Source organism: Pseudomonas sp. HS-18 (genome assembly GCF_020401845.1).
In the GTDB taxonomy this organism is placed as follows: domain Bacteria; phylum Pseudomonadota; class Gammaproteobacteria; order Pseudomonadales; family Pseudomonadaceae; genus Pseudomonas; species Pseudomonas nitroreducens.
In genome coordinates this window covers 660,436-683,246 of the sequence record NZ_CP084413.1, presented here as the reverse complement: position 1 = coordinate 683,246, position 22,811 = coordinate 660,436, and the positions used below count along the sequence as shown (strand labels likewise).

The following is a 22,811-nucleotide window of genomic DNA, read 5'->3' as shown; positions in this document are numbered from 1 at the left end:
TGGCCTCTCCCGCGCGGGGAGCAGCCCAAAATCGTGCAAACCCTTGGTTTGCGCCGCCAGTCGTGGCGGGATTTTCACGTCATGGAGGGGCACTCACGGCACCCCACCCATAACGGAAAAAGGCCGGTGGCATTTGCCACCAGCCATCAGCCTGTCGCTTAACGCTCGGGCTGTCGACGCAAGGTACGAACTTACTTGAGCTCGACCTTGGCGCCTGCTTCTTCCAGGGCTTTCTTGGCAGCTTCGGCTTCTTCTTTCGAAGCGCCTTCCTTGACCACGCCCGGGGCGCCGTCAACGACAGCCTTGGCTTCTTTCAGGCCCAGGCCGGTCAGTTCACGAACGACCTTGATCACGTTCACTTTCTTGTCGCCAGCTTCGGCCAGGACGATGGTGAACTCGGTCTGCTCTTCAGCAGCGGCAGCAGCCGGGCCGGCAGCAGCAACGGTAGCGGCAGCAGCGGTAACGCCGAACTTCTCTTCCATCGCCTTGATCAGTTCAACGATCTGCATGACGGACATTTCGGATACGGCGGAGATGATGTCTTCGTTGGTCAGAGCCATGACTCTAATTCCTGTATTGGGTGACGGCCTAAGGCCATCGAATTAAACAAAAAAGGTTGAAAGCAGCTGTCGAGCCTTAGGCTGCGGTCGCTTCTTTCTGATCGCGAATTGCCGCCAGAGTACGAGCCAGCTTGCTGGTAGCGCCTTGGATCACGCTCATCAGCTGTGCAACAGCTTCGTTGTAGGTCGGCAGGGTCGCCAGCACGTCGATCTGATTGGCTGCGAGGAACTGACCCTCGAACGCGGCCGCCTTGATCTCGAACTTGTCCTGACCCTTGGCAAACTCCTTGAAGATACGAGCGGCAGCGCCCGGATGTTCGTTGGAGAAAGCAATCAGGGTCGGGCCCTTGAACGTGTCGTTGAGCACTTCAAACTGAGTGCCTTCAACGGCGCGCTTGAGCAGGGTGTTACGTACGACTTTCACGTACACACCAGCTGCGCGGGCCTCTTTACGGAGTCCGGTCATAGCGCCGACAGTCACGCCGCGTGCATCAACCACGACAGCGGACAGACCGGCTTTGGCAGCCTCGTTGACTTCAGCGACGATGGCCTTCTTGTCTTCGAGTTTAATTGCCACGGGTTTACTCCTGGATGTTACCGATTCGCCCAGCCAGAGCCGGGCGGCGTTTTGGTGTCTGATTCGGTAAACGAATCGGGAGCACCATCTGCGTAGGCTTGAGAGGATCGCCTCCCGGGTTTAAGGCTTGCGCCGCCTACGGTCTTGGATAGCCCCCGCCAGGCAGGGACCCCAATACCTGCGAACAGTGGGCGAACCCACTGCTCGACTTAGTTCATCAGCCTTCCAGCGAAGCCTGATCGATCTGCAGACCTGGGCCCATGGTGGTGCTCAGGGTTACGCGCTGAACGTACACGCCCTTCGAGGAGGACGGCTTCAGACGCTTCAGATCGCTCAGCAGCGCTTCCACGTTCTGCTTCAGCTTGACCGGCTCGAAGTCGATCTTGCCAACGGAAGCGTGGATGATGCCGTTCTTGTCGGTACGGAAACGTACCTGACCGGCTTTGGCGTTCTTGACAGCGGTGGCGACGTCCGGGGTCACGGTGCCGACTTTCGGGTTCGGCATCAGACCGCGCGGGCCGAGAACCTGGCCCAGCTGGCCAACAACACGCATCGCGTCCGGGGAGGCGATGACGACGTCGTAGTTCAGGTCGCCGGCTTTCATTTCGGCAGCCAGTTCGTCCATGCCAACCTTGTCTGCACCAGCAGCCAGGGCAGCTTCAACACCAGGACCCTGGGTGAAGACGGCAACGCGTACGGATTTGCCGGTGCCGTTCGGCAGAACAGTGGCACCACGCACGACCTGGTCGGATTTACGCGGATCAACGCCCAGATTGATGGCGATGTCCACGGACTCCTTGAACTTGATGGTCGACAGTTCGGCCAGCAGCTTGGCGGCATCTTCGAAGCCGTATTGCTTGCCCGCTTCAACCTTCTCGGCGATAGCCTTTTGACGCTTGGTCAGCTTAGCCATTACACACCCTCCACGTTCAGGCCCATGCTGCGCGCGGAGCCAGCAATGGTGCGTACGGCAGCGTCCAGGTCAGCAGCGGTCAGGTCAGCCTGCTTGGCCTTGGCGATCTCTTCCAGCTGGGCACGGGTAACAGTGCCGACTTTCTGAGAGTTCGGACGAGCGGAACCGCTGGTGATGCCAGCTGCTTTTTTCAGCAGGACGGCAGCCGGGGTGCTCTTGGTTTCGAAGGTGAAGCTACGGTCGCTGTATACAGTGATGATCACAGGAGTCGGCAGACCCGGCTCTTGGCCTTGAGTCTTGGCGTTGAACGCCTTGCAGAATTCCATGATGTTCACGCCATGCTGACCCAGAGCGGGGCCTACGGGCGGCGACGGGTTGGCCTGGCCGGCCTTAACTTGCAGCTTGATGTAAGCCGTGATTTTCTTAGCCATTTGCTACTCCAAATGCGGGTCAAGCGCCCTGACGGGCTCCCCGGTTGCTATCGCGTTTATCCCAATGACGACAAAACCCCGCAGCCTAGGGCTGCGGGGTGTGGGATTCATTGTGCCAGTTAGACTTTCTCTACCTGACTGAACTCCAGCTCTACCGGAGTAGAGCGACCGAAAATGAGCACGGCGACCTGGATGCGGCTCTTTTCGTAGTTAACTTCTTCGACGACACCATTGAAGTCGGCGAACGGACCATCGATCACACGAACAGTCTCGCCCGGCTCGAACAGGGTCTTCGGCTTGGGCTTGTCGCCGCTATCGGCAACGCGGCGCAGAATGGCATCAGCTTCTTTATCAGTGATAGGCGCCGGCTTGTCGGCAGTACCACCAATGAAGCCCATGACGCGAGGAGTGTCCTTGACCAAGTGCCAGGTACCCTCGTTCATCTCCATCTGCACCAGGACATAACCCGGGAAGAATTTGCGCTCACTCTTGCGCTTCTGGCCGTTCCGCATCTCTACCACTTCTTCGGTAGGGACCAGAATCTCACCAAACCCGTCTTCCATGCCGGCCAGTTTGACCCGCTCGATCAGCGAGCGCATGACATGCTTCTCGTAACCCGAGTAGGCATGCACAACGTACCAACGCTTAGCCACGGAACACCCTTAACCTACGATCATGGAAACCAGCCAACCCAGCAGGGAGTCGAGCCCCCAAAGCACCAGCGCCATTACCAGCACTACTGCCACTACGATCAGCGTGGTCTGAGTTGTCTCTTGACGAGACGGCCATACAACCTTGCGAATCTCGGCGCGAGCCTCTTTAGCCAAAGTAAAGAACGCACGCCCCTTGACGGTCTGCAGCGCAATGAAACCTGCAACAGCCGCCATCACGAGGATACCGAGAACGCGATAGAAGATCGGTTGCGTGGAGTAATACTGGTTGGCAACCACAGCCACCACCACCAGCACCGCAACCACAAGCCACTTCAAGAGATCAAGACGCGACTCTTTGGCTTCTACCTTCGCATTCATCTGCTAGGAATCCCGTTTAAAGAAGTGCCAGATCTTGAGGAATCTGGCAGGCCAGGAGGGAATCGAACCCCCAACCTGCGGTTTTGGAGACCGCCGCTCTGCCAATTGAGCTACTGGCCTAGAACAAAGTCAGGCCGACCATTATGCCGGCCTGATAGGGAAAGATCAATCGATTATTCGATGATCTTGGCAACCACGCCGGCGCCAACGGTACGACCGCCTTCGCGAATCGCGAAGCGCAGGCCATCTTCCATGGCGATCGGAGCGATCAGGGTGACAACCATTTTCACGTTGTCGCCCGGCATTACCATCTCAACGCCTTCCGGCAGTTCGCAGTTGCCGGTTACGTCGGTGGTACGGAAGTAGAACTGCGGACGGTAGCCCTTGAAGAACGGGGTGTGACGACCACCTTCTTCCTTGGACAGCACGTACACTTCGCATTCGAACTTGGTGTGCGGCTTGATGGTGCCCGGCTTGGCCAGAACCTGACCACGCTCTACGTCTTCACGCTTGGTGCCGCGCAGCAGGACGCCGACGTTCTCACCAGCACGACCTTCGTCGAGCAGCTTGCGGAACATTTCAACGCCGGTGCAGGTGGTCTTGGTGGTCGCCTTGATGCCGACGATTTCCACTTCTTCCTGGACCTTGACGATGCCACGCTCAACACGGCCAGTTACCACGGTGCCACGACCGGAGATCGAGAACACGTCTTCGATCGGCATCAGGAACGGCTGGTCGATTGCACGAACCGGCTCAGGGATGTAGGAGTCCAGGGTTTCTACCAGCTTGCGCACGGCGGAAACGCCCATCTCGTTGTCGTCCTGGCCGTTCAGAGCCATCAGAGCGGAACCGATCACGATCGGAGTGTCGTCGCCCGGGAAGTCGTAGGTGTTCAGCAGATCGCGAACTTCCATTTCGACCAGTTCCAGCAGCTCGGCGTCGTCAACCATGTCGGCCTTGTTCAGGAACACGACGATGTAAGGAACGCCTACCTGACGGGACAGCAGGATGTGCTCGCGGGTCTGCGGCATGGGGCCGTCAGCAGCCGAGCAAACCAGGATCGCGCCGTCCATCTGGGCAGCACCGGTGATCATGTTCTTCACGTAGTCGGCGTGGCCCGGGCAGTCTACGTGAGCGTAGTGGCGTACCGGCGAGTCGTATTCAACGTGAGAGGTGTTGATGGTGATACCACGAGCCTTCTCTTCCGGCGCGTTGTCGATCTGGTCGAAAGCGCGAGCGGAACCGCCCCAGGTCTCGGAGCAGACCTTGGTCAGAGCAGCGGTCAGAGTGGTTTTGCCGTGGTCAACGTGACCGATGGTGCCGACATTTACGTGCGGCTTGTTACGCTCAAATTTTTCTTTAGCCATCTTGACCGCCTCCCGTAAGGAATTGAGAAAGTCACGTCACCATTAAAACAAAGGCAGATATTTTCATATCTGCCTTTGCGAGATGGAGCTCATGAGCGGATTTGAACCGCTGACCTCACCCTTACCAAGGGTGTGCTCTACCAGCTGAGCTACATGAGCAAGACATCAGCAACAAACTTGGAGCGGGTAGCGGGAATCGAACCCGCATCATCAGCTTGGAAGGCTGAGGTTCTACCACTGAACTATACCCGCGGAGCTTGCAGCTCACGCTTGAAACTGGTGGAGGGGGAAGGATTCGAACCTTCGAAGTCTGAGACGTCAGATTTACAGTCTGATCCCTTTGGCCGCTCGGGAACCCCTCCGAGTGAGGCGGCATTCTACAGCCTGCCACCACGTTGTCAACTGTTTTTCTTTAAAAAACTTGAGCTTAGCTCTTCGACAACGGCTTCCAGTGCTCAACCTTTTCAGGTCACCCCTGTGAAGCGGGCGCCATTCTATTCAAACTATTGAGCGCTTGCAACGTTTTTGCACGGCATTGTTTGTTTCTGCAGTTCGGGGAAATCCGGCGCCAGTTGACGCACCAGGGAGTCGTCAACCAGGCGCCCGCTTTCCGGTGTGATCTGCGCCCAGTAATCATGCTGCGAACGAGCCAGCTCACGCACCAAAGCGTCGTAGCCAGCGGTCTTCAGCCGCTCCACCACGCTGTCGGCGGAGTCCTTGCGCTGAAAGATGCCAAGAGAGATCCCGTCAGTCAGATCCCCTTCCGTAATGATGTAGCTGTCAATCTTTCGAGCCTGCAACTCCCGCAGCTGCCAGAGTGATGCCTGGCGCGACGCCAACGGTGGCAGATAAACCCAGAAGTCGACACCAGCAGCAGCGTCCACTGTTTGCACGGAAGCCTGCACATCCAGACTCAACAGACGCTGCACCAATTGCCGGGCGCGATCGTCGACCGGGAAGCTGCCCAGGTAGACGCAAGCAGATGCGGGAGCGGTCGCCACCTTTTCTTCAGCCTGGCGACGTTGAGGTGTTTCTGCAGACTCGCTGAGCAGCCGAATATTCTTCTGCTCACTGTGAAACAGGCTGAGCGGGGCAATCTCCTTGGGGCGGAGAGGCGCCTGCTGTTGATGCCAGACGTAGTAGAAGACGTTGAGGGCAAGCAGGAAAAGAAAGAACCAGCGCATCAATCAGACTCACTCGATCGGACAGGCTAGTGCCAGCCCGAGAAATACCAGGTCCGGAAGCACAACCGCGCGAGCAGACTCATCCTTGACGAGCTCAGCATCTCCGCCGGTCAGGTAAACAGCACTGTCATCACCCAGCAGCTTGTTGGCAAGCTCGATCTGCTCCCGTACGAACCCGCGCAACATCAGCACGCAACCGCGCTCCACCGCCTCGGAAGTTTCCTGCCCCGGCAGTAGATTCTGTAGCGCCTCATGGGCCGCCTCGTCGTCATAACGAATCCGCCGAGTGTGAGTACGCAACTGGCTTCGCATCAGCGGCATGCCGGGTGCGATATAGCCTCCCAGATGCTTGCCCGCGGCATCGACCAGATCCGAGGTCACAGCAGTTCCAAGGTCGAGCACCAGGCATCCGCGCCCCGCCAGACAGTGACCAGCCACCAGGGCCAGCCAGCGGTCCATTCCCAGGCGCTGGTACTCCCGGTAGCCGTTGACCACACCGCTGAGCTCGATTGCCGGAGCAGCAATCTGCACCGCAATAGGGAAAGCACTCTCCAGGCTCACACGAAGCGCGTCGGTTTCCTGCTCACTGCGAACACTGACCATGCGGCAATAGCGGATATCCACCGCCTCACTGCCCTGCAGCTGCGCGAGCAAGGCTTGATCCGAGTCCGCCACGCCACCGGCGACAGTCACCAGGTCATGCCTTCTGACCACTCGCCACTTGATCAGGCTATTTCCACAATCCAACTCAAGAATCATCCGACAACCTCAGACTCAACTCGCCTCCGCTGTAGCTGTGCTCCTTGCCATCGACCAGAAGGCGAAGCGCGCCCCGCTCATCGATGCCAAGCGCGCGCCCAACGATATTATTGGCAGCAGTGGACAGCGTGACCTGCCGCCCCTGCCATAGATGAAGGGACTCCCACTCTTCGCGACTGGCAGCGAAGCCATACTCACGATGACGGGATAGAACATCCGCAAGCTGAGACTCCAGCGCCTGCAGCAACTCGTTACGGTCAACCAGCCTACCCAGCGCCTCGCGCATCGAAGTCCAGGGCTGATCGATCGCCTCTGCCTTGCGCATGTTCACATTGATGCCGACGCCAATCGCAACACTACAGATGTCAGCAGGATCTCCCGTGAGCTCAAGCAGGATGCCGGCAATCTTTTTGCCACCCACCAGAACGTCATTGGGCCACTTGAGGCCTACATCTTTCACGCCCAGAGACTGGATCGCTCTTGCCACCGCAAGGCCGACCACCAGACTCAACCCCTCCAACTCCTGCGCACCACCACGTACAGTGATACCCAGGGTGTAATAAAGGTTGGCACCAAAGGGACTTTCCCACTGCCGCCCTCGCCTGCCACGCCCAGCGGTCTGCCGCTCACCCAGGATGGCAAACGGCGCCGCAGCGCCGGCAGAAAGGCGCCGCAGCACTTCGGCATTGGTGGAGTCGATCGAAAACAGGACATCGAGAGGCCACAGGCCGAAGTCGGCCCTGGGCGAGATAATGCTCAGCGGCTCTTCCAGGCGGTAACCACGGCCGCGCACTCGCTGCACGACCATACCGTAGTCACGCTCAAAGCCTTCAAGGCGCTTCCAGACGGCGCTGCGACTTACTCCGAGGAGAGCACCCAGCTCTTCTCCGGAATGAAAGCGGCCATCGCTCAGCAATTTCAGCAAGGTCTGCATATCACCCCCGCAACAGTCAGGCACGCATCATATAGAGGCATGCCTGAATTGCCTACGCAGCAATGGCCCGACTTTCCCGCGCGCAAAAGCAAAACCCCCGGCCAGCTTCAGCTGACCAGGGGTCTTGGTATAGGAGCTTGACGATGACCTACTCTCACATGGAGAAACTCCACACTACCATCGGCGATGCGTCGTTTCACTACTGAGTTCGGGATGGGATCAGGTGGTTCCAACGCTCTATGGTCGTCAAGCAATTCTTTATGGACGCTCGTGGCACTTGCACACGCTCATCCAGATTCGGGTATGTGACAGGTATTTGCGGTTCACACGAACTTTCGGTTCGTTACGTCTTCACCGTACAACACGCAAATTGTTTGGGTGTTATATGGTCAAGCCTCACGGGCAATTAGTATCGGTTAGCTCAACGCCTCACAGCGCTTACACACCCGACCTATCAACGTCGTAGTCTTCGACGGCCCTTCAGGGGAATCAAGTTCCCAGTGAGATCTCATCTTGAGGCTAGTTTCCCGCTTAGATGCTTTCAGCGGTTATCTATTCCGAACATAGCTACCCGGCAATGCCACTGGCGTGACAACCGGAACACCAGAGGTTCGTCCACTCCGGTCCTCTCGTACTAGGAGCAGCCCCTCTCAAATCTCAAACGTCCACGGCAGATAGGGACCGAACTGTCTCACGACGTTCTAAACCCAGCTCGCGTACCACTTTAAATGGCGAACAGCCATACCCTTGGGACCGGCTTCAGCCCCAGGATGTGATGAGCCGACATCGAGGTGCCAAACACCGCCGTCGATATGAACTCTTGGGCGGTATCAGCCTGTTATCCCCGGAGTACCTTTTATCCGTTGAGCGATGGCCCTTCCATACAGAACCACCGGATCACTAAGACCTACTTTCGTACCTGCTCGACGTGTCTGTCTCGCAGTCAAGCGCGCTTTTGCCTTTATACTCTACGACCGATTTCCGACCGGTCTGAGCGCACCTTCGTACTCCTCCGTTACTCTTTAGGAGGAGACCGCCCCAGTCAAACTGCCCACCATACACTGTCCTCGATCCGGATAACGGACCAGAGTTAGAACCTCAAGCATGCCAGGGTGGTATTTCAAGGATGGCTCCACGCAGACTGGCGTCCACGCTTCAAAGCCTCCCACCTATCCTACACAAGCAGGCTCAAAGTCCAGTGCAAAGCTACAGTAAAGGTTCACGGGGTCTTTCCGTCTAGCCGCGGATACACTGCATCTTCACAGCGATTTCAATTTCACTGAGTCTCGGGTGGAGACAGCGCCGCCATCGTTACGCCATTCGTGCAGGTCGGAACTTACCCGACAAGGAATTTCGCTACCTTAGGACCGTTATAGTTACGGCCGCCGTTTACCGGGGCTTCGATCAAGAGCTTCGCTTTCGCTAACCCCATCAATTAACCTTCCGGCACCGGGCAGGCGTCACACCCTATACGTCCACTTTCGTGTTTGCAGAGTGCTGTGTTTTTAATAAACAGTCGCAGCGGCCTGGTATCTTCGACCGGCATGGGCTTACGCAGTAAATACTTCACCCTCGCCGGCGCACCTTCTCCCGAAGTTACGGTGCCATTTTGCCTAGTTCCTTCACCCGAGTTCTCTCAAGCGCCTTGGTATTCTCTACCCAACCACCTGTGTCGGTTTGGGGTACGGTTCCTAGTTACCTGAAGCTTAGAAGCTTTTCCTGGAAGCATGGCATCAACCACTTCATCATCTGAAAGATGACTCGTCATCAGCTCTCGGCATTAAGACCCCGGATTTACCTAAGATCTCTGCCTACCACCTTAAACTTGGACAACCAACGCCAAGCTGGCCTAGCCTTCTCCGTCCCTCCATCGCAGTAACTAGAAGTACAGGAATATTAACCTGTTTCCCATCGACTACGCTCTTCAGCCTCGCCTTAGGGACCGACTAACCCTGCGTCGATTAACGTTGCGCAGGAACCCTTGGTCTTTCGGCGTGGGAGTTTTTCACTCCCATTGTCGTTACTCATGTCAGCATTCGCACTTCTGATACCTCCAGCAAGCTTCTCAACTCACCTTCACAGGCTTACAGAACGCTCCTCTACCGCGCATCTTGCGATGCACCCGTAGCTTCGGTGTATGGTTTGAGCCCCGTTACATCTTCCGCGCAGGCCGACTCGACTAGTGAGCTATTACGCTTTCTTTAAAGGGTGGCTGCTTCTAAGCCAACCTCCTAGCTGTCTAAGCCTTCCCACATCGTTTACCACTTAACCATAACTTTGGGACCTTAGCTGACGGTCTGGGTTGTTTCCCTTTTCACGACGGACGTTAGCACCCGCCGTGTGTCTCCCACGCTGACACTTCCAGGTATTCGGAGTTTGCATCGGTTTGGTAAGTCGGGATGACCCCCTAGCCGAAACAGTGCTCTACCCCCTGGAGTGATACGTGAGGCGCTACCTAAATAGCTTTCGAGGAGAACCAGCTATCTCCGAGCTTGATTAGCCTTTCACTCCGATCCACAAGTCATCCCCTACCTTTTCAACGGGAGTGGGTTCGGTCCTCCAGTCAGTGTTACCTAACCTTCAACCTGCTCATGGATAGATCGCCCGGTTTCGGGTCTATACCCAGCGACTAAAACGCCCTATTAAGACTCGCTTTCGCTACGCCTTCCCTATTCGGTTAAGCTCGCCACTGAATATAAGTCGCTGACCCATTATACAAAAGGTACGCAGTCACCTAACAAAGTAGGCTCCCACTGCTTGTACGCATACGGTTTCAGGTTCTATTTCACTCCCCTCTCCGGGGTTCTTTTCGCCTTTCCCTCACGGTACTGGTTCACTATCGGTCAGTCAGTAGTATTTAGCCTTGGAGGATGGTCCCCCCATATTCAGACAAAGTTTCTCGTGCTCCGTCCTACTCGATTTCACTTCAAAGAACCTTTCACATACGGGGCTATCACCCACTATGGCCGCACTTTCCAGAGCGTTCTGTTAGATTCAAAGAAGCTTAAGGGCTAGTCCCCGTTCGCTCGCCACTACTAAGGGAATCTCGGTTGATTTCTTTTCCTCAGGGTACTTAGATGTTTCAGTTCCCCTGGTTCGCCTCTTACACCTATGTATTCAGTGCAAGATACCTGGCTTATGCCAAGTGGGTTTCCCCATTCAGAGATCTCCGGATCAAAGTCTGTTTGCCGACTCCCCGAAGCTTATCGCAGGCTACCACGTCTTTCATCGCCTCTGACTGCCAAGGCATCCACCGTATGCGCTTCTTCACTTGACCATATAACCCCAAGCAATCTGGTTATTGTCTCTAACGTGAAGACGACATTCGCCGAAAATTCGCGCTTGAACTCGCAAATTTTACCTTGACTTGAATAATCACCAGTGAAAGAGATTATTCAGTCTACTTCTATCACATACCCAAATTTTTAAAGAACGGTTCTGGCACAAAGACCAGACATCAATGTTCGTTCAACTTGAACATTCATGTCTGAGCTTTCGACGATTAATGGTGGAGCCAAGGAGGATCGAACTCCTGACCTCCTGCGTGCAAAGCAGGCGCTCTCCCAGCTGAGCTATGGCCCCTTATCGGATCAGCAGCACACCACAACAATTGGTGGGTCTGGGCAGATTCGAACTGCCGACCTCACCCTTATCAGGGGTGCGCTCTAACCAACTGAGCTACAGACCCAATCGTCTAACCAGTGAATCAAGCAATTCGTGTGGGAGCTTATGAAGAAGCTGAGATCTTCGATTAAGGAGGTGATCCAGCCGCAGGTTCCCCTACGGCTACCTTGTTACGACTTCACCCCAGTCATGAATCACTCCGTGGTAACCGTCCCCCTTGCGGTTAGACTAGCTACTTCTGGAGCAACCCACTCCCATGGTGTGACGGGCGGTGTGTACAAGGCCCGGGAACGTATTCACCGTGACATTCTGATTCACGATTACTAGCGATTCCGACTTCACGCAGTCGAGTTGCAGACTGCGATCCGGACTACGATCGGTTTTATGGGATTAGCTCCACCTCGCGGCTTGGCAACCCTCTGTACCGACCATTGTAGCACGTGTGTAGCCCTGGCCGTAAGGGCCATGATGACTTGACGTCATCCCCACCTTCCTCCGGTTTGTCACCGGCAGTCTCCTTAGAGTGCCCACCATAACGTGCTGGTAACTAAGGACAAGGGTTGCGCTCGTTACGGGACTTAACCCAACATCTCACGACACGAGCTGACGACAGCCATGCAGCACCTGTGTTCCGATTCCCGAAGGCACCCTCGCATCTCTGCAAGGTTCCGGACATGTCAAGGCCAGGTAAGGTTCTTCGCGTTGCTTCGAATTAAACCACATGCTCCACCGCTTGTGCGGGCCCCCGTCAATTCATTTGAGTTTTAACCTTGCGGCCGTACTCCCCAGGCGGTCGACTTATCGCGTTAGCTGCGCCACTAAGATCTCAAGGATCCCAACGGCTAGTCGACATCGTTTACGGCGTGGACTACCAGGGTATCTAATCCTGTTTGCTCCCCACGCTTTCGCACCTCAGTGTCAGTATCAGTCCAGGTGGTCGCCTTCGCCACTGGTGTTCCTTCCTATATCTACGCATTTCACCGCTACACAGGAAATTCCACCACCCTCTACCGTACTCTAGTCAGGCAGTTATGGATGCAGTTCCCAGGTTGAGCCCGGGGATTTCACATCCATCTTACCAAACCACCTACGCGCGCTTTACGCCCAGTAATTCCGATTAACGCTTGCACCCTTCGTATTACCGCGGCTGCTGGCACGAAGTTAGCCGGTGCTTATTCTGTTGGTAACGTCAAAACAGCAAGGTATTAACTTACTGCCCTTCCTCCCAACTTAAAGTGCTTTACAATCCGAAGACCTTCTTCACACACGCGGCATGGCTGGATCAGGCTTTCGCCCATTGTCCAATATTCCCCACTGCTGCCTCCCGTAGGAGTCTGGACCGTGTCTCAGTTCCAGTGTGACTGATCATCCTCTCAGACCAGTTACGGATCGTCGCCTTGGTAGGCCTTTACCCCACCAACTAGCTAATCCGACCTAGGCTCATCTGATAGCGCAAGGCCCGAAGGTCCCCTGCTTTCTCCCGTAGGACGTATGCGGTATTAGCGTTCCTTTCGAAACGTTGTCCCCCACTACCAGGCAGATTCCTAGGCATTACTCACCCGTCCGCCGCTGAATCCGGGAGCAAGCTCCCATCATCCGCTCGACTTGCATGTGTTAGGCCTGCCGCCAGCGTTCAATCTGAGCCATGATCAAACTCTTCAGTTCAATACTGCTTGGGTTTTGAGAAAACCCTAAACTTGGCTCAGCAATCGCATGCTCAACTTAATGAGCTAAAACTCTCGAATTCACGAGTGTTACTTGCGTTGCTGATAATCAGTCGATCACCAGTCTTACATCACAAGCACCCACACGAATTGCTTGATTCAACTTGTTAAAGAGCAGTTGGTTAAGGCTTTCGTCTCAACCGAGGCGCGCATTCTACGCTAACCTCATCTTTCGTCAAGCTTTATTTTTCGAAAATTTCTTTTCTACTCAATCGCTTGGGCTTCCGAGAAGTCAAACCTCTCATCAGCGGGACGCGCATTCTACAGCAATCAAACTCGCTGTCAAGCACCTCGGCAACCTTCTTTTCAGCTCGCTGCCGGAGCAGCTAATGAAGAGCGACAAGTGAATCACCTGCCTGATCGCCACCCCCAACCTCTAATCTCTGTAAGTACTTGATTTTCAAGTTCTTTCAGCGCTTCGTCGCTGGGAGTGGTGCGCATTATAGGGAGTTTAAATTGGTCGTCAACGACTAATTTAAACTTTCTTCACTCAGCGACCAGGGAAACACGAGCGAAGGCCTTCTTGCCGGCCTGCAGCACGTGAGTAGCGCCGACTTTGAAGACAAAGCTGCGATCCACCACGTCGCCATCCACACGCACGCCACCAGAAGACAGCAGGTCGCGAGCGACTGCAGAGTTCTTCACCAGCCCTGCCTTATTAAGGACGGCACCGATGGGCAGGTCTTCTGCCGCCGCCACTTCCACTTCCGGCAGATCTTCCGGCAACTCGCCTTCCTTAAGACGGTTACCAGCGGACTTGTGCGCCGAAGCAGCAGCTTCTTCGCCATGGAAGCGAGCGACGATCTCTTCGGCCAGCTTGATCTTGATGTCACGCGGGTTGGCGCCAGCCTCTACATCCTTGCGGAAACCATCGATCTCCTCCATGGAGCGGAAGCTGAGCAGCTCGAAGTAACGCCACATCAAGGTGTCAGGAATGGAGACCAGCTTGCTGTACATGACACCCGGCGCTTCCTGGATACCGATGTAGTTGCCCAGGGACTTGGACATCTTCTTCACGCCATCCAGACCTTCAAGCAGCGGCATGGTCAGGATGCACTGCGGCTCCTGCTCATAGGCACGCTGGAGCTCGCGCCCCATCAGCAGGTTGAATTTCTGATCGGTGCCGCCGAGCTCGACGTCCGCCCGCAGCGCTACCGAGTCGTAGCCCTGAACCAGCGGGTAAAGGAACTCGTGAATGGCGATGGACTGGTTGCTGGCATAGCGTTTGCTAAAGTCATCGCGTTCCAGCATACGAGCAACGGTGTACTGGGAAGCCAGACGAATGAAATCAGCGGGGGAAAGCTGGTCCATCCAGGTGGAATTGAACGCCACCTCGGTCTTCGCGGGGTCGAGAATCTTGAAGACCTGGGCTTTGTACGTCTCGGCGTTGTCGAGAACCTGCTCGCGAGTGAGGGGTGGACGGGTAACACTCTTACCGCTCGGGTCACCGATCATCCCAGTGAAGTCGCCGATCAGGAAGATCACCTGATGGCCCAGCTCCTGGAATTGGCGCAGCTTATTAATAAGGACGGTATGCCCCAGGTGCAGGTCAGGAGCGGTCGGGTCGAAGCCGGCCTTGATACGCAGGGGCTGGCCGCGCTTGAGCTTTTCGATCAGCTCGGCCTCCACGAGAATTTCGTCTGCTCCGCGCTTGATCAGCGCCAGCTGCTCTTCGACCGACTTCATTGCAGTTTCCTGTACGTTGCGAATTGCGAAAGGGAACCAACGATACAAGAACAGGCACTAAAAACAAGTTTTGCCCAGCGCCAGAGGACAGGACGTCAGAAGCCCGACATCAGGGTTGCTTCAGAGGGAATTTGGTTATATTTTAGGCAGTTATTTCACATTCCAAAAACACCACTCACGCCATGACGCAATCCGATCAGAAAGCGCCGTACTACCCGAAGAGCCATCTGCTGGCCGCAAGCGGTGTAGCAGCGCTCCTCAGCCTGGCTCTGCTGGTGTTCCCCTCGGCCGAGGTCGAGGCGAAGAAGACCACGCTCAATCTCGAGCTGGAAAACGGCACCGAGCAGATTCTCCAGGAAAAAGACGACCTTCGACCCGCTCCGGTCACGGAAGACGGCAGCTCCTCCCCTTTCGCGCAGATAGAAGGGCAGCCCGACAACCAGAACAGCGCCGGAAAAGACGCAGAAAAGAAGAACGATCTCGCCGATTCGAACCAGCAACCCTCCCCCTCCGCTTCCGCAGAACCTGCGTGGAAAAGCGTGACCGTGGGCAAGGGCGACACTCTTTCCAACGTGTTCGCGAAGGCCGGCCTGCCGGCGAACGCCGTGCACGACATGCTTGCCGCCAACAAGGACGCCAAGCAGTTCACCCGTCTTGATGTCGGCCAGGACGTGGACTTCCTTATCGATTCCAAGGGCGAGTTGCAGGGCCTCAAGGTCAAGCGCAGCGATCTGGAGACCATCAGCCTGGCGAAGTCTGCCAAGGGCTATGACTTCAAGCGCGACCTGGTCAAACCTTCAGTCCACGCCAACTATGCCCACGGCCGCATCGACAGCTCGCTGTTCGTCGCAGGCCGCAACGCCGGGCTGTCTCACGACCTGATCATGTCGATGGCCAACGTCCTGGGCTACGACATCGACTTCGCCCAGGATATTCGCCAGGGTGACGAGTTCGACGTGATCTACGAATCCCAGCAGGTGAAGGGCAAGCAGGTCGGCACCGGCAGTATCCTCGCGGTGCGCTTCGTCAACCGCGGCAAGGAATACACCGCGGTGCGCTACACCAACAAGCAGGGCAACACCAGCTACCTGCGCGCGGATGGCAGCAGCATGCGCAAGGCGTTCATCCGCACCCCGGTGGACTTCGCCCGTATCAGTTCGCGCTTCTCTATTGGGCGCTTCCATCCCATCCTGAACAAGATTCGAGCACACAAGGGCGTGGACTACGCAGCGCCGATCGGCACCCCGATCAAGGCGACCGGCGACGGCAAGATCCTCGAAGCCGGCCGCAAGGGTGGCTACGGTAACGCCGTGGTGATCCAGCACGGCCAGCGCTATCGCACCGTTTACGGCCACATGAGCCGCTTCGCCAAGGGCATCCGCTCCGGCGTGGCAGTGAAGCAGGGCCAGATTATCGGTTACGTCGGCATGACCGGGCTGGCCACCGGCCCGCACCTGCATTACGAGTTCCAGGTCAACGGCCAGCACGTCGATCCGCTGAGTGCCAAGCTGCCGACCGCCGACCCGCTGACCGGTCCGGAGCGCAAGCGCTTCATGGCTCAGGCGCAACCGCTGATCGCGCGCATGGACCAGGAGAAGGCAACCTTCCTGGCCCTGAACAAGCGCTGATCGATGCCGCTCTATCTGGGGGTAATGTCCGGGACCAGTCTCGATGGACTGGACATCGCCCTGATCGAGCAAGGCGCGCAGACCACTCTGCTCGCCTCCCACTACCTTCCCATGCCTGCGGCGCTGCGTGCCGATCTCCTGGCACTCTGCTCTCCCGGCCCTGACGAAATCGCCCGCAGCGCTCTCGCGGAAAACCGCTGGGTGCGTCTCGCCGCACAAGGCATCAACGACCTCTTGGCTCGCGAGAATCTGGCCGCAAGCGCCGTTCGCGCGATTGGCAGCCACGGCCAGACCATTCGCCATGAACCGCACCTGGGCTTCACCGTGCAGATCGGCAACCCGGCGCTGCTCGCCGAGCTGAGCGGCATCGATGTGGTGGCCGACTTCCGTCGTCGTGACGTCGCCGCCGGCGGCCAGGGCGCACCGCTGGTGCCCGCTTTCCACCGCGCGCTGTTCGGCAGCGATGGCCGCGAGTGCGCCATCCTAAACGTGGGCGGCTTCAGCAACGTTTCGCTGCTGAGCCCCGGCGAACCGGTTCGCGGATTCGACTGCGGCCCCGGCAACGTGCTGCTGGATGCCTGGATTCAGGAGCAGCGCGGCGAAACCTATGACCGGGACGGCGCCTGGGCTGCCAGCGGCAGCATCGATCAGGCGCTACTGCAGAAGATGCTGTCCGATGAGTTCTTTGCCGCGAAAGGCCCGAAGAGCACCGGACGCGAACGCTTCAACCTGAATTGGCTGAACGCGGTCCTGGCCAAGCACGACCCGGTCAAGGACGAAGATGTGCAGGCGACCCTGCTGGAGCTGACCGCGCAAAGCATCGCCACAGCGCTGCTGGAAGCGCAGCCCGGCTGCGAGGAAGTAGTGGTTTGCGGCGGGGGCGCCTTCAACGTCACGTTGATGCAGCGTCTGGCCGCCCATATGCCCGGCGCCAGCGTGATCAGCAGCATCGACCGCGGCGTGCCGCCAGAGTGGATGGAGGCCATGGCGTTCGCCTGGCTGGCCCACCGCTTCCTGGAGCGTGAGCCTGGCAACTGCCCGGAAGTCACGGCCGCACAAGGTCCTCGAATCCTAGGCGCGCTCTACCCCGCCTGAACCCATCCACAAACAAAAACGCCGCGCATCGGCGCGGCGTTTTCGCTTTTACGGCATCAGATCGAGAAGGACTGACCGCAGCCGCAGGTGGTCGCTGCGTTCGGGTTCTTGATGACGAACCGCGAACCTTCGAGACCTTCCTGGTAGTCCACTTCCGCACCGGCGAGATACTGGAAGCTCATCGGATCGACCACGAGGTTGACGCCGTCGCGCTCGACGATGGTGTCGTCCTCCGCGGTGTCTTCATCGAAGGTGAACCCGTACTGGAAGCCCGAACAGCCACCGCCCGTGACGAAAACCCGCAGCTTGAGGCGCGGATTGCCTTCTTCGTCGATCAGGTTCTTCACCTTGTTCGCAGCGCCTTGCGAGAACATCAGCGGAGTGGGGGTGAAGGTTTCGATGGTCATGGTGACAACTCTCCCGGCCGAAGCCGTACGTTACAACATTGCGGACTATTATCCGCTTACCCCAGAAAAACGGTCAACTAATCCGACTCATCCATTGGTCCAGATCAATCGACCGCCTTCCAGGGCAATCTTTCCTTACGGCAGCAGCGCGACGTTGGACAGGCCCAGGTGCTCGTCCAGACCGAAGAGGATGTTCATGTTCTGGATCGCCTGGCCGGACGCGCCCTTCACCAGGTTGTCGATGACCGACAGGATCACCACCAGGTCGCCACCCTGGGGACGGTGCACCGCGATGCGGCAGACGTTGGCGCCACGCACGCTGCGGGTTTCCGGATGGCTGCCAGCGGGCATCACGTCGACGAACGGCTCATTGGCGTAACGCTCTTCATAGAGCTTCTGCAGATCGACACCACGGTCAGCGACGCGTGCGTAAAGCGTCGCATGGATGCCGCGGATCATCGGGGTCAGGTGCGGCACGAAGGTCAGGCCGACATCGCCCTTGGCCGCGCGACGCAGGCCCTGGCTGATTTCCGGCAAGTGCCGGTGACCTTTCACCGAGTACGCCATCATGCTTTCGCCGGCCTCGCAGAACAGCGAGCCGACCTTGGCGCCACGACCGGCGCCGCTGACACCGGACTTGCAGTCGGCGATCAGCTGGCTGGCGTCGGCCAGGCCATTCTCCAGCAGCGGAATGAAGCCGAGTTGAGTGGCGGTCGGGTAGCAGCCGGGAACGGCGATCAGGCGTGCGGACTTGATGGCCTCACGATTCACTTCCGGCAAGCCGTAGACGGCCTCGGGCAGCAGCTCCGGCGCGCCGTGCGGCTGGCCGTACCACTTGGCCCACTCCTCGGCGTCCTGCAGGCGGAAGTCCGCGGACAGGTCGATCACCCGGGTACCGGTGGCCAGCAGTTCGCCGGCCAGCGCGTGGGCCACGCCATGGGGAGTAGCGAAGAACACCACGTCGCACTCGCCCAGACGTTTCACATCCGGCACGCTGAAGGCCAGGCCGTCGTAGTGGCCTCGCAGGTTCGGGTACATGTCGGCGACTTTCACGCCCTCCTCGGAGCGCGAGGTGATCACCTCGACGCGCGCCTGGGGATGCTGTGCCAGCAGGCGCAGCAGTTCCACGCCCGTATAACCCGTACCGCCTACGATACCGACCTTGATCATCTGCCTGTCACTCCACCTATGGGGCCAAATTCAGGGGCAGTCATGATATGAGCCACCGCCCCCGCTGAACAGAGCGAATCCGCCTGAATTGAGGGTACGCGGCGCAAGAGTTTCCGCTTTCCGATCACGGGCCTGATCGGCGCCTGGCGATACCGATTGCCGCAGTCGAACGAACTTTCCCACACTGCAGCCGCCACAGGGATGACGGCATTGCACGGCGCCACTACTATCGGCTCAACCGTGATCCGAGGACGTCCCGATGCTTTACCTGTGGTTGAAAGCCTTTCACATCATTGCCGTAGTCTGCTGGTTCGCCGGCCTCTTCTATCTCCCGCGCCTGTTCGTCTACCACGCCATGAGCGAGGACGCCGCCAGCCGCGAACGCTTCTGCGTCATGGAGCGCAAGCTGTACCGCGGCATCATGGGCCCGTCGATGATCCTCAGCATCGTCCTCGGTGCCTGGATGCTCTATCTCAACCCCGCCTGGCTGACCCAGGGCTGGATGCACGCCAAGCTCACGCTGGTGGTGCTGCTGATCGGCTACCACCACGCCTGCGGCGCCATGCTCAAGCGCTTCGCGCGTGGCGAGAACGGGCGCAGCCATGTGTTCTACCGCTGGTTCAACGAAGTGCCGGTACTGTTCCTGATCGCCATCGTGATCCTGGTGGTCGTCAAACCCTTCTGACCCCGACAAGGAGACTGTCATGTCCCTGCCCGCCCTGCTCGACCGCCGCCTGCGCATTCCCCTGGTGGCGGCACCGATGTTCCTGGTCTCCACCCCGCAACTGGTGCTGGCGTGCTGCAAGAGCGGCATCGTCGGCAGTTTCCCCGCACTGAACCAGCGCGAGAGCAGCGGTTTCAAGGCCTGGCTGGAAGAGATCGAAGCCGGGCTGGCAGCCGACCCGCAGGCAGCGCCCTATGCGGTCAACCTGATCGTCCACAACACCAATCCGCGGCTGCAGGCCGACCTGAAACTGTGCGTCGAGCACAAGGTGCCCATCGTGATCACCAGCCTGGGCGCGGTGCGCGAGGTGGTCGACGCCGTGCACAGCTATGGCGGCCTGGTGTTCCATGACGTCACCACCCGTCGCCACGCCGAGAAGGCGGCGGAAGCTGGGGTCGACGGCTTGATCGCGGTGGCCGCAGGTGCCGGCGGCCATGCCGGTACCTGGAGCCCCTTCGCGCTGGTCGCGGAGATTCGCCAGTTCTTCGACAAGACCCTGCTGCTGGCCGGCTGCATCAACCATGGCCACGAGATCCTTGCCGCCCAGGTGCTGGGCGCCGACCTCGCCTACCTCGGCACCCGCTTCATCGCCACCCGCGAAAGCGCGGCCTCGGAGGCCTACAAGCACATGCTGCTCGACGCCCGCGCCGCCGATATCATCCACACCCCTGCCGTTTCCGGCGTACCGGCCAGCTTCATGCGCCAGAGTCTGGAGGCTGCCGGCTTCGACATGCAGCGGCTGAATGACAAGGGCGCGCTCAACTACGGCGAGAAACTCAAGCCGGTGAGCGACGAGGCCAAGGCCTGGAAGACCGTGTGGTCCGCCGGCCAGGGCGTCGGCGATATCCGCGACCTGCCGGCCGTGGGCGAGCTGATCGCGCGCCTGGACCATGAATACCGCCAGGCCCTGACCCGCAGCGCCGGCCTGTCCAACCAACTGCTGGTCTGAGCTGCGGCACCGCTCACGAGATATCCGCCGAGGCCGCTTGTTGGCCTTCGGCGGCCCGATTACGCTGTAGCGATTCCAACATAGCCAGAAGACAAGGATGCCCCTATGGACCAATCCCGCTTCAAGATCGTGTTCGACGGCGCGCTGATGCCCCAGACGCCACTGGAGACCGCCAAGGAAAACCTCGCCCGCCTGTTCAAGAGCGATGCCGCGAAGATCGAAGCGCTGTTCAGCGGCCAGCCGGTCGTGCTCAAGCGCGACCTGTCCGGCGACGAGGCCGACAAGTACTTGCGCGCGCTCCATGGCGCTGGTGCCAACGCCCGCAAGGAAGCCGAAGGCGTCGCGGGCCTCAGCCTGGTGGAAACCGATGACCACCCCAGCGAAGCGACCCTGGCCGCCCGCGCGGCCGGTGAAGCGGCCAGCAATGAGCGGATGACCTGCCCCAAGTGCGGGCATGAGCAAGCCAGCGCCATCGAGTGCAGTGCCTGCGGCATCGTCATCGAGAAATACCTGGCGCGCCAGGCTGAGCTCGCAGCCAACCCGGCCCCCACCGCGGCGCCCCCCACTCCGAACACCGCAACATCGCCCTATGCGCCGCCCCAGGCACAGGTTGGCGACGACCTGCCAGAATTCGGCGAGCTGAAAGTCCGTAGCCTGTCCGGCCGGATCGGCCGCGTGCGCTACCTTGGCTGGTCAGCGGCACTGTCCTTCATCGTTTTCGGCGCCTACCTGGTCGCCAGCCTGCTGATGGCCGTTTCGCTGCCCCTGGGCGTAGCCGCCATTGCCGCGGTGGTCATTGCCGCCATGGTCTTCAGCGTGCCGATCGGCGTGCAGCGCCTGCATGACTTGGGCTGGTCCGGCTGGCTCTGGCTCGCGCTGCTGGTGCCCTTCGTCAACGTGGTCCTCAGCCTGCTGCTGCTGTTCATGCCCGGCGAGCAGTCCGCCAACCGCTTCGGTCCGCCGCCGCCGCCCAACAGCACCGGCGTCAAGGTCCTGGCCTTCTCCTGGCTGCTGTTCCCGGTGTTTGGCGGTATCCTCGCCGCCATCGCGATCCCGGCCTACCAGAGCTACATCGAGCGCGCCCAGGCTGCGCAGGCGCAGTCCCAGCAGGGCGACGAAGCTGCCGACCCGGCAGCCACCGCGGAGCCCTCCGACGGCGACTTCAGCAGTGGCGACACCGAAGGCGGCGACTCGGATCAGTAATGCAACAACCCGTGGCGGGCGTGGTCGAACGCCACCCCGCCACAGAGACTCCTGAATGCCTCGTTTTGCCCTCATCACCGGCGCCTCCAGCGGTATCGGCCTGGCCCTGGCCGAAGCCCTCGCACGTCGCGGCCAGGCGCTGATCCTGGTGGCGCGCAAGCGCGACGCGCTGGACAGCATCGCCTGCGAACTGTCCCAGCGTTTCGGGGTGGAGGTGCTATTCCGCGTCTGCGACCTCTCCGAACCGCTGCAGATATCCGGACTGCTCCACGAGTTGGAACAGAGCGGGCGGCAGATCGAACTGCTGGTGAACAACGCCGGTGTCGGCACCTCCGGCACCTTCATCGACCAGGACTGGTCCCGCGAGCAGGAACTGCTGGAGCTCAATGTGCTGGCCCTGGCGCGCCTGTGCCACGGCATCGGAGCGATGATGGAGCGCAGCGGCGGCGGGCGGATTCTCAACGTCGCCTCCATGGCGAGCCTCCTGCCCGGCCCCTGGATGAGCAGCTACTACGCCAGCAAGGCGTTCGTGCTGCACTTCTCCGAGGGGTTGCGCGAGGAGCTCAAAAGCCGTGGCATCAAGGTTTCCGTGCTCTGCCCAGGCCCAACCCGCACGGCGTTCTACCGCAACGCCGACATGCACCTGGGCAAGCTCGACAATGGCAAGCGGATCATGTCGCCCGAGGAAGTCGCCTTCCTCGCGGTGAAGGCACTGCGCCGCGCACCGGCGATCATCATCCCCGGCTGGCGCAACCGACTCTTCGCCTGCGCGGTGCGCCTGCTGCCGCGCTGGGCCCTGCGCAAGCTGGCCGGCCGGGTCAATCGCCTGGCCCTGGCCGGCTAGC

The 22,811-nt window shown here is 59.0% G+C and carries 19 protein-coding genes, 6 tRNA genes and 3 rRNA genes; 6 read left to right on the top strand and 22 right to left on the bottom strand.

The features are described 5' to 3' along the window. Window positions 1-191: 191 nt before the first annotated feature. From rplL to tyrS, 20 genes are all read right to left on the bottom strand, one after another. Complete coding sequence (rplL, locus tag LDJ84_RS03235) at window positions 192-560, bottom strand: 50S ribosomal protein L7/L12 (RefSeq protein ID WP_017516430.1); 369 nt, start codon at window positions 558-560, stop codon at window positions 192-194. 76 nt (window positions 561-636) lie between these two features. Beyond that, the gene (gene rplJ, locus LDJ84_RS03230) at window positions 637-1,137 is read right to left on the bottom strand and encodes a 50S ribosomal protein L10 (protein ID WP_017516429.1); all 501 of its coding nucleotides are present in this window, start codon (window positions 1,135-1,137) and stop codon (window positions 637-639) included. A gap of 217 nt (window positions 1,138-1,354) precedes the next feature. Then, complete coding sequence (gene rplA, locus LDJ84_RS03225; RefSeq protein WP_017516428.1) at window positions 1,355-2,050, bottom strand: 50S ribosomal protein L1; 696 nt, start codon at window positions 2,048-2,050, stop codon at window positions 1,355-1,357. Continuing rightward, the gene (rplK, locus tag LDJ84_RS03220; protein WP_024767122.1) at window positions 2,050-2,481 is read right to left on the bottom strand and encodes a 50S ribosomal protein L11; all 432 of its coding nucleotides are present in this window, start codon (window positions 2,479-2,481) and stop codon (window positions 2,050-2,052) included. The genes rplA and rplK overlap by 1 nt, the downstream gene beginning before the upstream one ends. Window positions 2,482-2,600: 119 nt before the next feature. Further along, on the bottom strand, window positions 2,601-3,134 hold the full coding sequence (nusG, locus tag LDJ84_RS03215; protein WP_015475310.1) for a transcription termination/antitermination protein NusG: 534 nt from the start codon (window positions 3,132-3,134) through the stop codon (window positions 2,601-2,603). A gap of 9 nt (window positions 3,135-3,143) precedes the next feature. Next, complete coding sequence (secE, locus tag LDJ84_RS03210; protein ID WP_024767121.1) at window positions 3,144-3,512, bottom strand: preprotein translocase subunit SecE; 369 nt, start codon at window positions 3,510-3,512, stop codon at window positions 3,144-3,146. 44 nt (window positions 3,513-3,556) lie between these two features. Continuing rightward, window positions 3,557-3,632, bottom strand: a tRNA-Trp gene (locus LDJ84_RS03205). 53 nt (window positions 3,633-3,685) lie between these two features. Further along, window positions 3,686-4,879, bottom strand: a complete 1,194-nt coding sequence (tuf, locus tag LDJ84_RS03200; protein WP_065327628.1) for an elongation factor Tu — start codon at window positions 4,877-4,879, stop codon at window positions 3,686-3,688. An 83-nt stretch (window positions 4,880-4,962) separates the two neighbouring features. Further along, a tRNA-Thr gene (locus tag LDJ84_RS03195) sits at window positions 4,963-5,038 on the bottom strand. A 19-nt stretch (window positions 5,039-5,057) separates the two neighbouring features. Then, a tRNA-Gly gene (locus LDJ84_RS03190) sits at window positions 5,058-5,131 on the bottom strand. Window positions 5,132-5,156: 25 nt separating this feature from the next. Further along, window positions 5,157-5,241: transfer RNA gene (locus LDJ84_RS03185), tRNA-Tyr, on the bottom strand. Window positions 5,242-5,382: 141 nt separating this feature from the next. Then, window positions 5,383-6,063: an SPOR domain-containing protein gene (locus tag LDJ84_RS03180; RefSeq protein ID WP_065327629.1), complete on the bottom strand. Its 681-nt coding sequence runs from the start codon at window positions 6,061-6,063 to the stop codon at window positions 5,383-5,385. A gap of 9 nt (window positions 6,064-6,072) precedes the next feature. After that, entirely contained in the window at window positions 6,073-6,822 is a 750-nt protein-coding gene (locus LDJ84_RS03175) for a pantothenate kinase (protein ID WP_024767489.1), read from the bottom strand. Beyond that, a complete protein-coding gene (gene birA, locus LDJ84_RS03170) occupies window positions 6,812-7,756 on the bottom strand; it encodes a bifunctional biotin--[acetyl-CoA-carboxylase] ligase/biotin operon repressor BirA (protein WP_024767488.1) in 945 nt (314 codons plus the stop codon). Before birA ends, LDJ84_RS03175 begins: the two co-directional genes overlap by 11 nt. Window positions 7,757-7,891: 135 nt before the next feature. Then, window positions 7,892-8,007: ribosomal RNA gene (gene rrf / locus LDJ84_RS03165) — 5S ribosomal RNA — on the bottom strand. Window positions 8,008-8,141: 134 nt separating this feature from the next. Beyond that, window positions 8,142-11,033, bottom strand: a 23S ribosomal RNA gene (locus LDJ84_RS03160). 229 nt (window positions 11,034-11,262) lie between these two features. After that, window positions 11,263-11,338 (bottom strand) — tRNA-Ala (locus LDJ84_RS03155). Between the two features lie 29 nt (window positions 11,339-11,367). Next, window positions 11,368-11,444, bottom strand: a tRNA-Ile gene (locus tag LDJ84_RS03150). A 64-nt stretch (window positions 11,445-11,508) separates the two neighbouring features. Then, window positions 11,509-13,045, bottom strand: a 16S ribosomal RNA gene (locus LDJ84_RS03145). The 16S, 23S and 5S rRNA genes sit together here with 2 tRNA genes alongside, the layout of an rRNA operon. A gap of 545 nt (window positions 13,046-13,590) precedes the next feature. Next, complete coding sequence (gene tyrS, locus LDJ84_RS03140) at window positions 13,591-14,790, bottom strand: tyrosine--tRNA ligase (protein WP_024763553.1); 1,200 nt, start codon at window positions 14,788-14,790, stop codon at window positions 13,591-13,593. Window positions 14,791-14,972: 182 nt separating this feature from the next. Here tyrS and LDJ84_RS03135 point away from each other — a divergent pair, with 182 nt between their 5' ends. After that, on the top strand, window positions 14,973-16,418 hold the full coding sequence (locus LDJ84_RS03135; protein ID WP_065085719.1) for a peptidoglycan DD-metalloendopeptidase family protein: 1,446 nt from the start codon (window positions 14,973-14,975) through the stop codon (window positions 16,416-16,418). A gap of 3 nt (window positions 16,419-16,421) precedes the next feature. Then, window positions 16,422-17,513 carry an anhydro-N-acetylmuramic acid kinase gene (locus LDJ84_RS03130; RefSeq protein ID WP_084359431.1) on the top strand — a complete coding sequence of 364 codons (1,092 nt, stop codon included), beginning with the start codon at window positions 16,422-16,424 and terminating at the stop codon, window positions 17,511-17,513. A gap of 56 nt (window positions 17,514-17,569) precedes the next feature. Here the strand turns inward: LDJ84_RS03130 and erpA are convergent, their stop codons facing one another. Next, on the bottom strand, window positions 17,570-17,920 hold the full coding sequence (erpA, locus tag LDJ84_RS03125; protein ID WP_024763556.1) for an iron-sulfur cluster insertion protein ErpA: 351 nt from the start codon (window positions 17,918-17,920) through the stop codon (window positions 17,570-17,572). Window positions 17,921-18,055: 135 nt separating this feature from the next. Further along, window positions 18,056-19,090, bottom strand: coding sequence for an N-acetyl-gamma-glutamyl-phosphate reductase (gene argC, locus LDJ84_RS03120; RefSeq protein WP_045212607.1), 1,035 nt, complete (start codon window positions 19,088-19,090; stop codon window positions 18,056-18,058). A 259-nt stretch (window positions 19,091-19,349) separates the two neighbouring features. Here argC and hemJ point away from each other — a divergent pair, with 259 nt between their 5' ends. From hemJ to LDJ84_RS03100, 4 genes are all read left to right on the top strand, one after another. Further along, window positions 19,350-19,775 (top strand): protoporphyrinogen oxidase HemJ, encoded by a 426-nt coding sequence (gene hemJ / locus LDJ84_RS03115; protein ID WP_024763558.1) that lies wholly within the window; start codon window positions 19,350-19,352, stop codon window positions 19,773-19,775. A 19-nt stretch (window positions 19,776-19,794) separates the two neighbouring features. Then, complete coding sequence (locus LDJ84_RS03110; RefSeq protein ID WP_024763559.1) at window positions 19,795-20,763, top strand: NAD(P)H-dependent flavin oxidoreductase; 969 nt, start codon at window positions 19,795-19,797, stop codon at window positions 20,761-20,763. Between the two features lie 105 nt (window positions 20,764-20,868). Further along, the gene (locus LDJ84_RS03105; RefSeq protein ID WP_024763560.1) at window positions 20,869-21,966 is read left to right on the top strand and encodes a DUF805 domain-containing protein; all 1,098 of its coding nucleotides are present in this window, start codon (window positions 20,869-20,871) and stop codon (window positions 21,964-21,966) included. Between the two features lie 55 nt (window positions 21,967-22,021). Beyond that, window positions 22,022-22,810, top strand: coding sequence for an SDR family NAD(P)-dependent oxidoreductase (locus LDJ84_RS03100; protein ID WP_226045894.1), 789 nt, complete (start codon window positions 22,022-22,024; stop codon window positions 22,808-22,810). Window position 22,811: the final 1 nt, after the last annotated feature.

What these genes read in the sequence shown, in the direction of transcription:
- rplL (WP_017516430.1), bottom strand. Translation starts at nt 560, where the DNA reads ATGGCTCTGACCAACGAAGACATCATCTCCGCCGTATCCGAAATGTCC.
- rplA (WP_017516428.1), bottom strand. Translation starts at nt 2,050, where the DNA reads ATGGCTAAGCTGACCAAGCGTCAAAAGGCTATCGCCGAGAAGGTTGAA.
- rplK (WP_024767122.1), bottom strand. Translation starts at nt 2,481, where the DNA reads ATGGCTAAGAAAATCACGGCTTACATCAAGCTGCAAGTTAAGGCCGGC.
- secE (WP_024767121.1), bottom strand. Translation starts at nt 3,512, where the DNA reads ATGAATGCGAAGGTAGAAGCCAAAGAGTCGCGTCTTGATCTCTTGAAG.
- tuf (WP_065327628.1), bottom strand. Translation starts at nt 4,879, where the DNA reads ATGGCTAAAGAAAAATTTGAGCGTAACAAGCCGCACGTAAATGTCGGC.
- LDJ84_RS03180 (WP_065327629.1), bottom strand. Translation starts at nt 6,063, where the DNA reads ATGCGCTGGTTCTTTCTTTTCCTGCTTGCCCTCAACGTCTTCTACTAC.
- LDJ84_RS03175 (WP_024767489.1), bottom strand. Translation starts at nt 6,822, where the DNA reads ATGATTCTTGAGTTGGATTGTGGAAATAGCCTGATCAAGTGGCGAGTG.
- birA (WP_024767488.1), bottom strand. Translation starts at nt 7,756, where the DNA reads ATGCAGACCTTGCTGAAATTGCTGAGCGATGGCCGCTTTCATTCCGGA.
- tyrS (WP_024763553.1), bottom strand. Translation starts at nt 14,790, where the DNA reads ATGAAGTCGGTCGAAGAGCAGCTGGCGCTGATCAAGCGCGGAGCAGAC.
- LDJ84_RS03135 (WP_065085719.1), top strand. Translation starts at nt 14,973, where the DNA reads ATGACGCAATCCGATCAGAAAGCGCCGTACTACCCGAAGAGCCATCTG.
- LDJ84_RS03130 (WP_084359431.1), top strand. Translation starts at nt 16,422, where the DNA reads ATGCCGCTCTATCTGGGGGTAATGTCCGGGACCAGTCTCGATGGACTG.
- erpA (WP_024763556.1), bottom strand. Translation starts at nt 17,920, where the DNA reads ATGACCATCGAAACCTTCACCCCCACTCCGCTGATGTTCTCGCAAGGC.
- argC (WP_045212607.1), bottom strand. Translation starts at nt 19,090, where the DNA reads ATGATCAAGGTCGGTATCGTAGGCGGTACGGGTTATACGGGCGTGGAA.
- hemJ (WP_024763558.1), top strand. Translation starts at nt 19,350, where the DNA reads ATGCTTTACCTGTGGTTGAAAGCCTTTCACATCATTGCCGTAGTCTGC.
- LDJ84_RS03110 (WP_024763559.1), top strand. Translation starts at nt 19,795, where the DNA reads ATGTCCCTGCCCGCCCTGCTCGACCGCCGCCTGCGCATTCCCCTGGTG.
- LDJ84_RS03105 (WP_024763560.1), top strand. Translation starts at nt 20,869, where the DNA reads ATGGACCAATCCCGCTTCAAGATCGTGTTCGACGGCGCGCTGATGCCC.
- LDJ84_RS03100 (WP_226045894.1), top strand. Translation starts at nt 22,022, where the DNA reads ATGCCTCGTTTTGCCCTCATCACCGGCGCCTCCAGCGGTATCGGCCTG.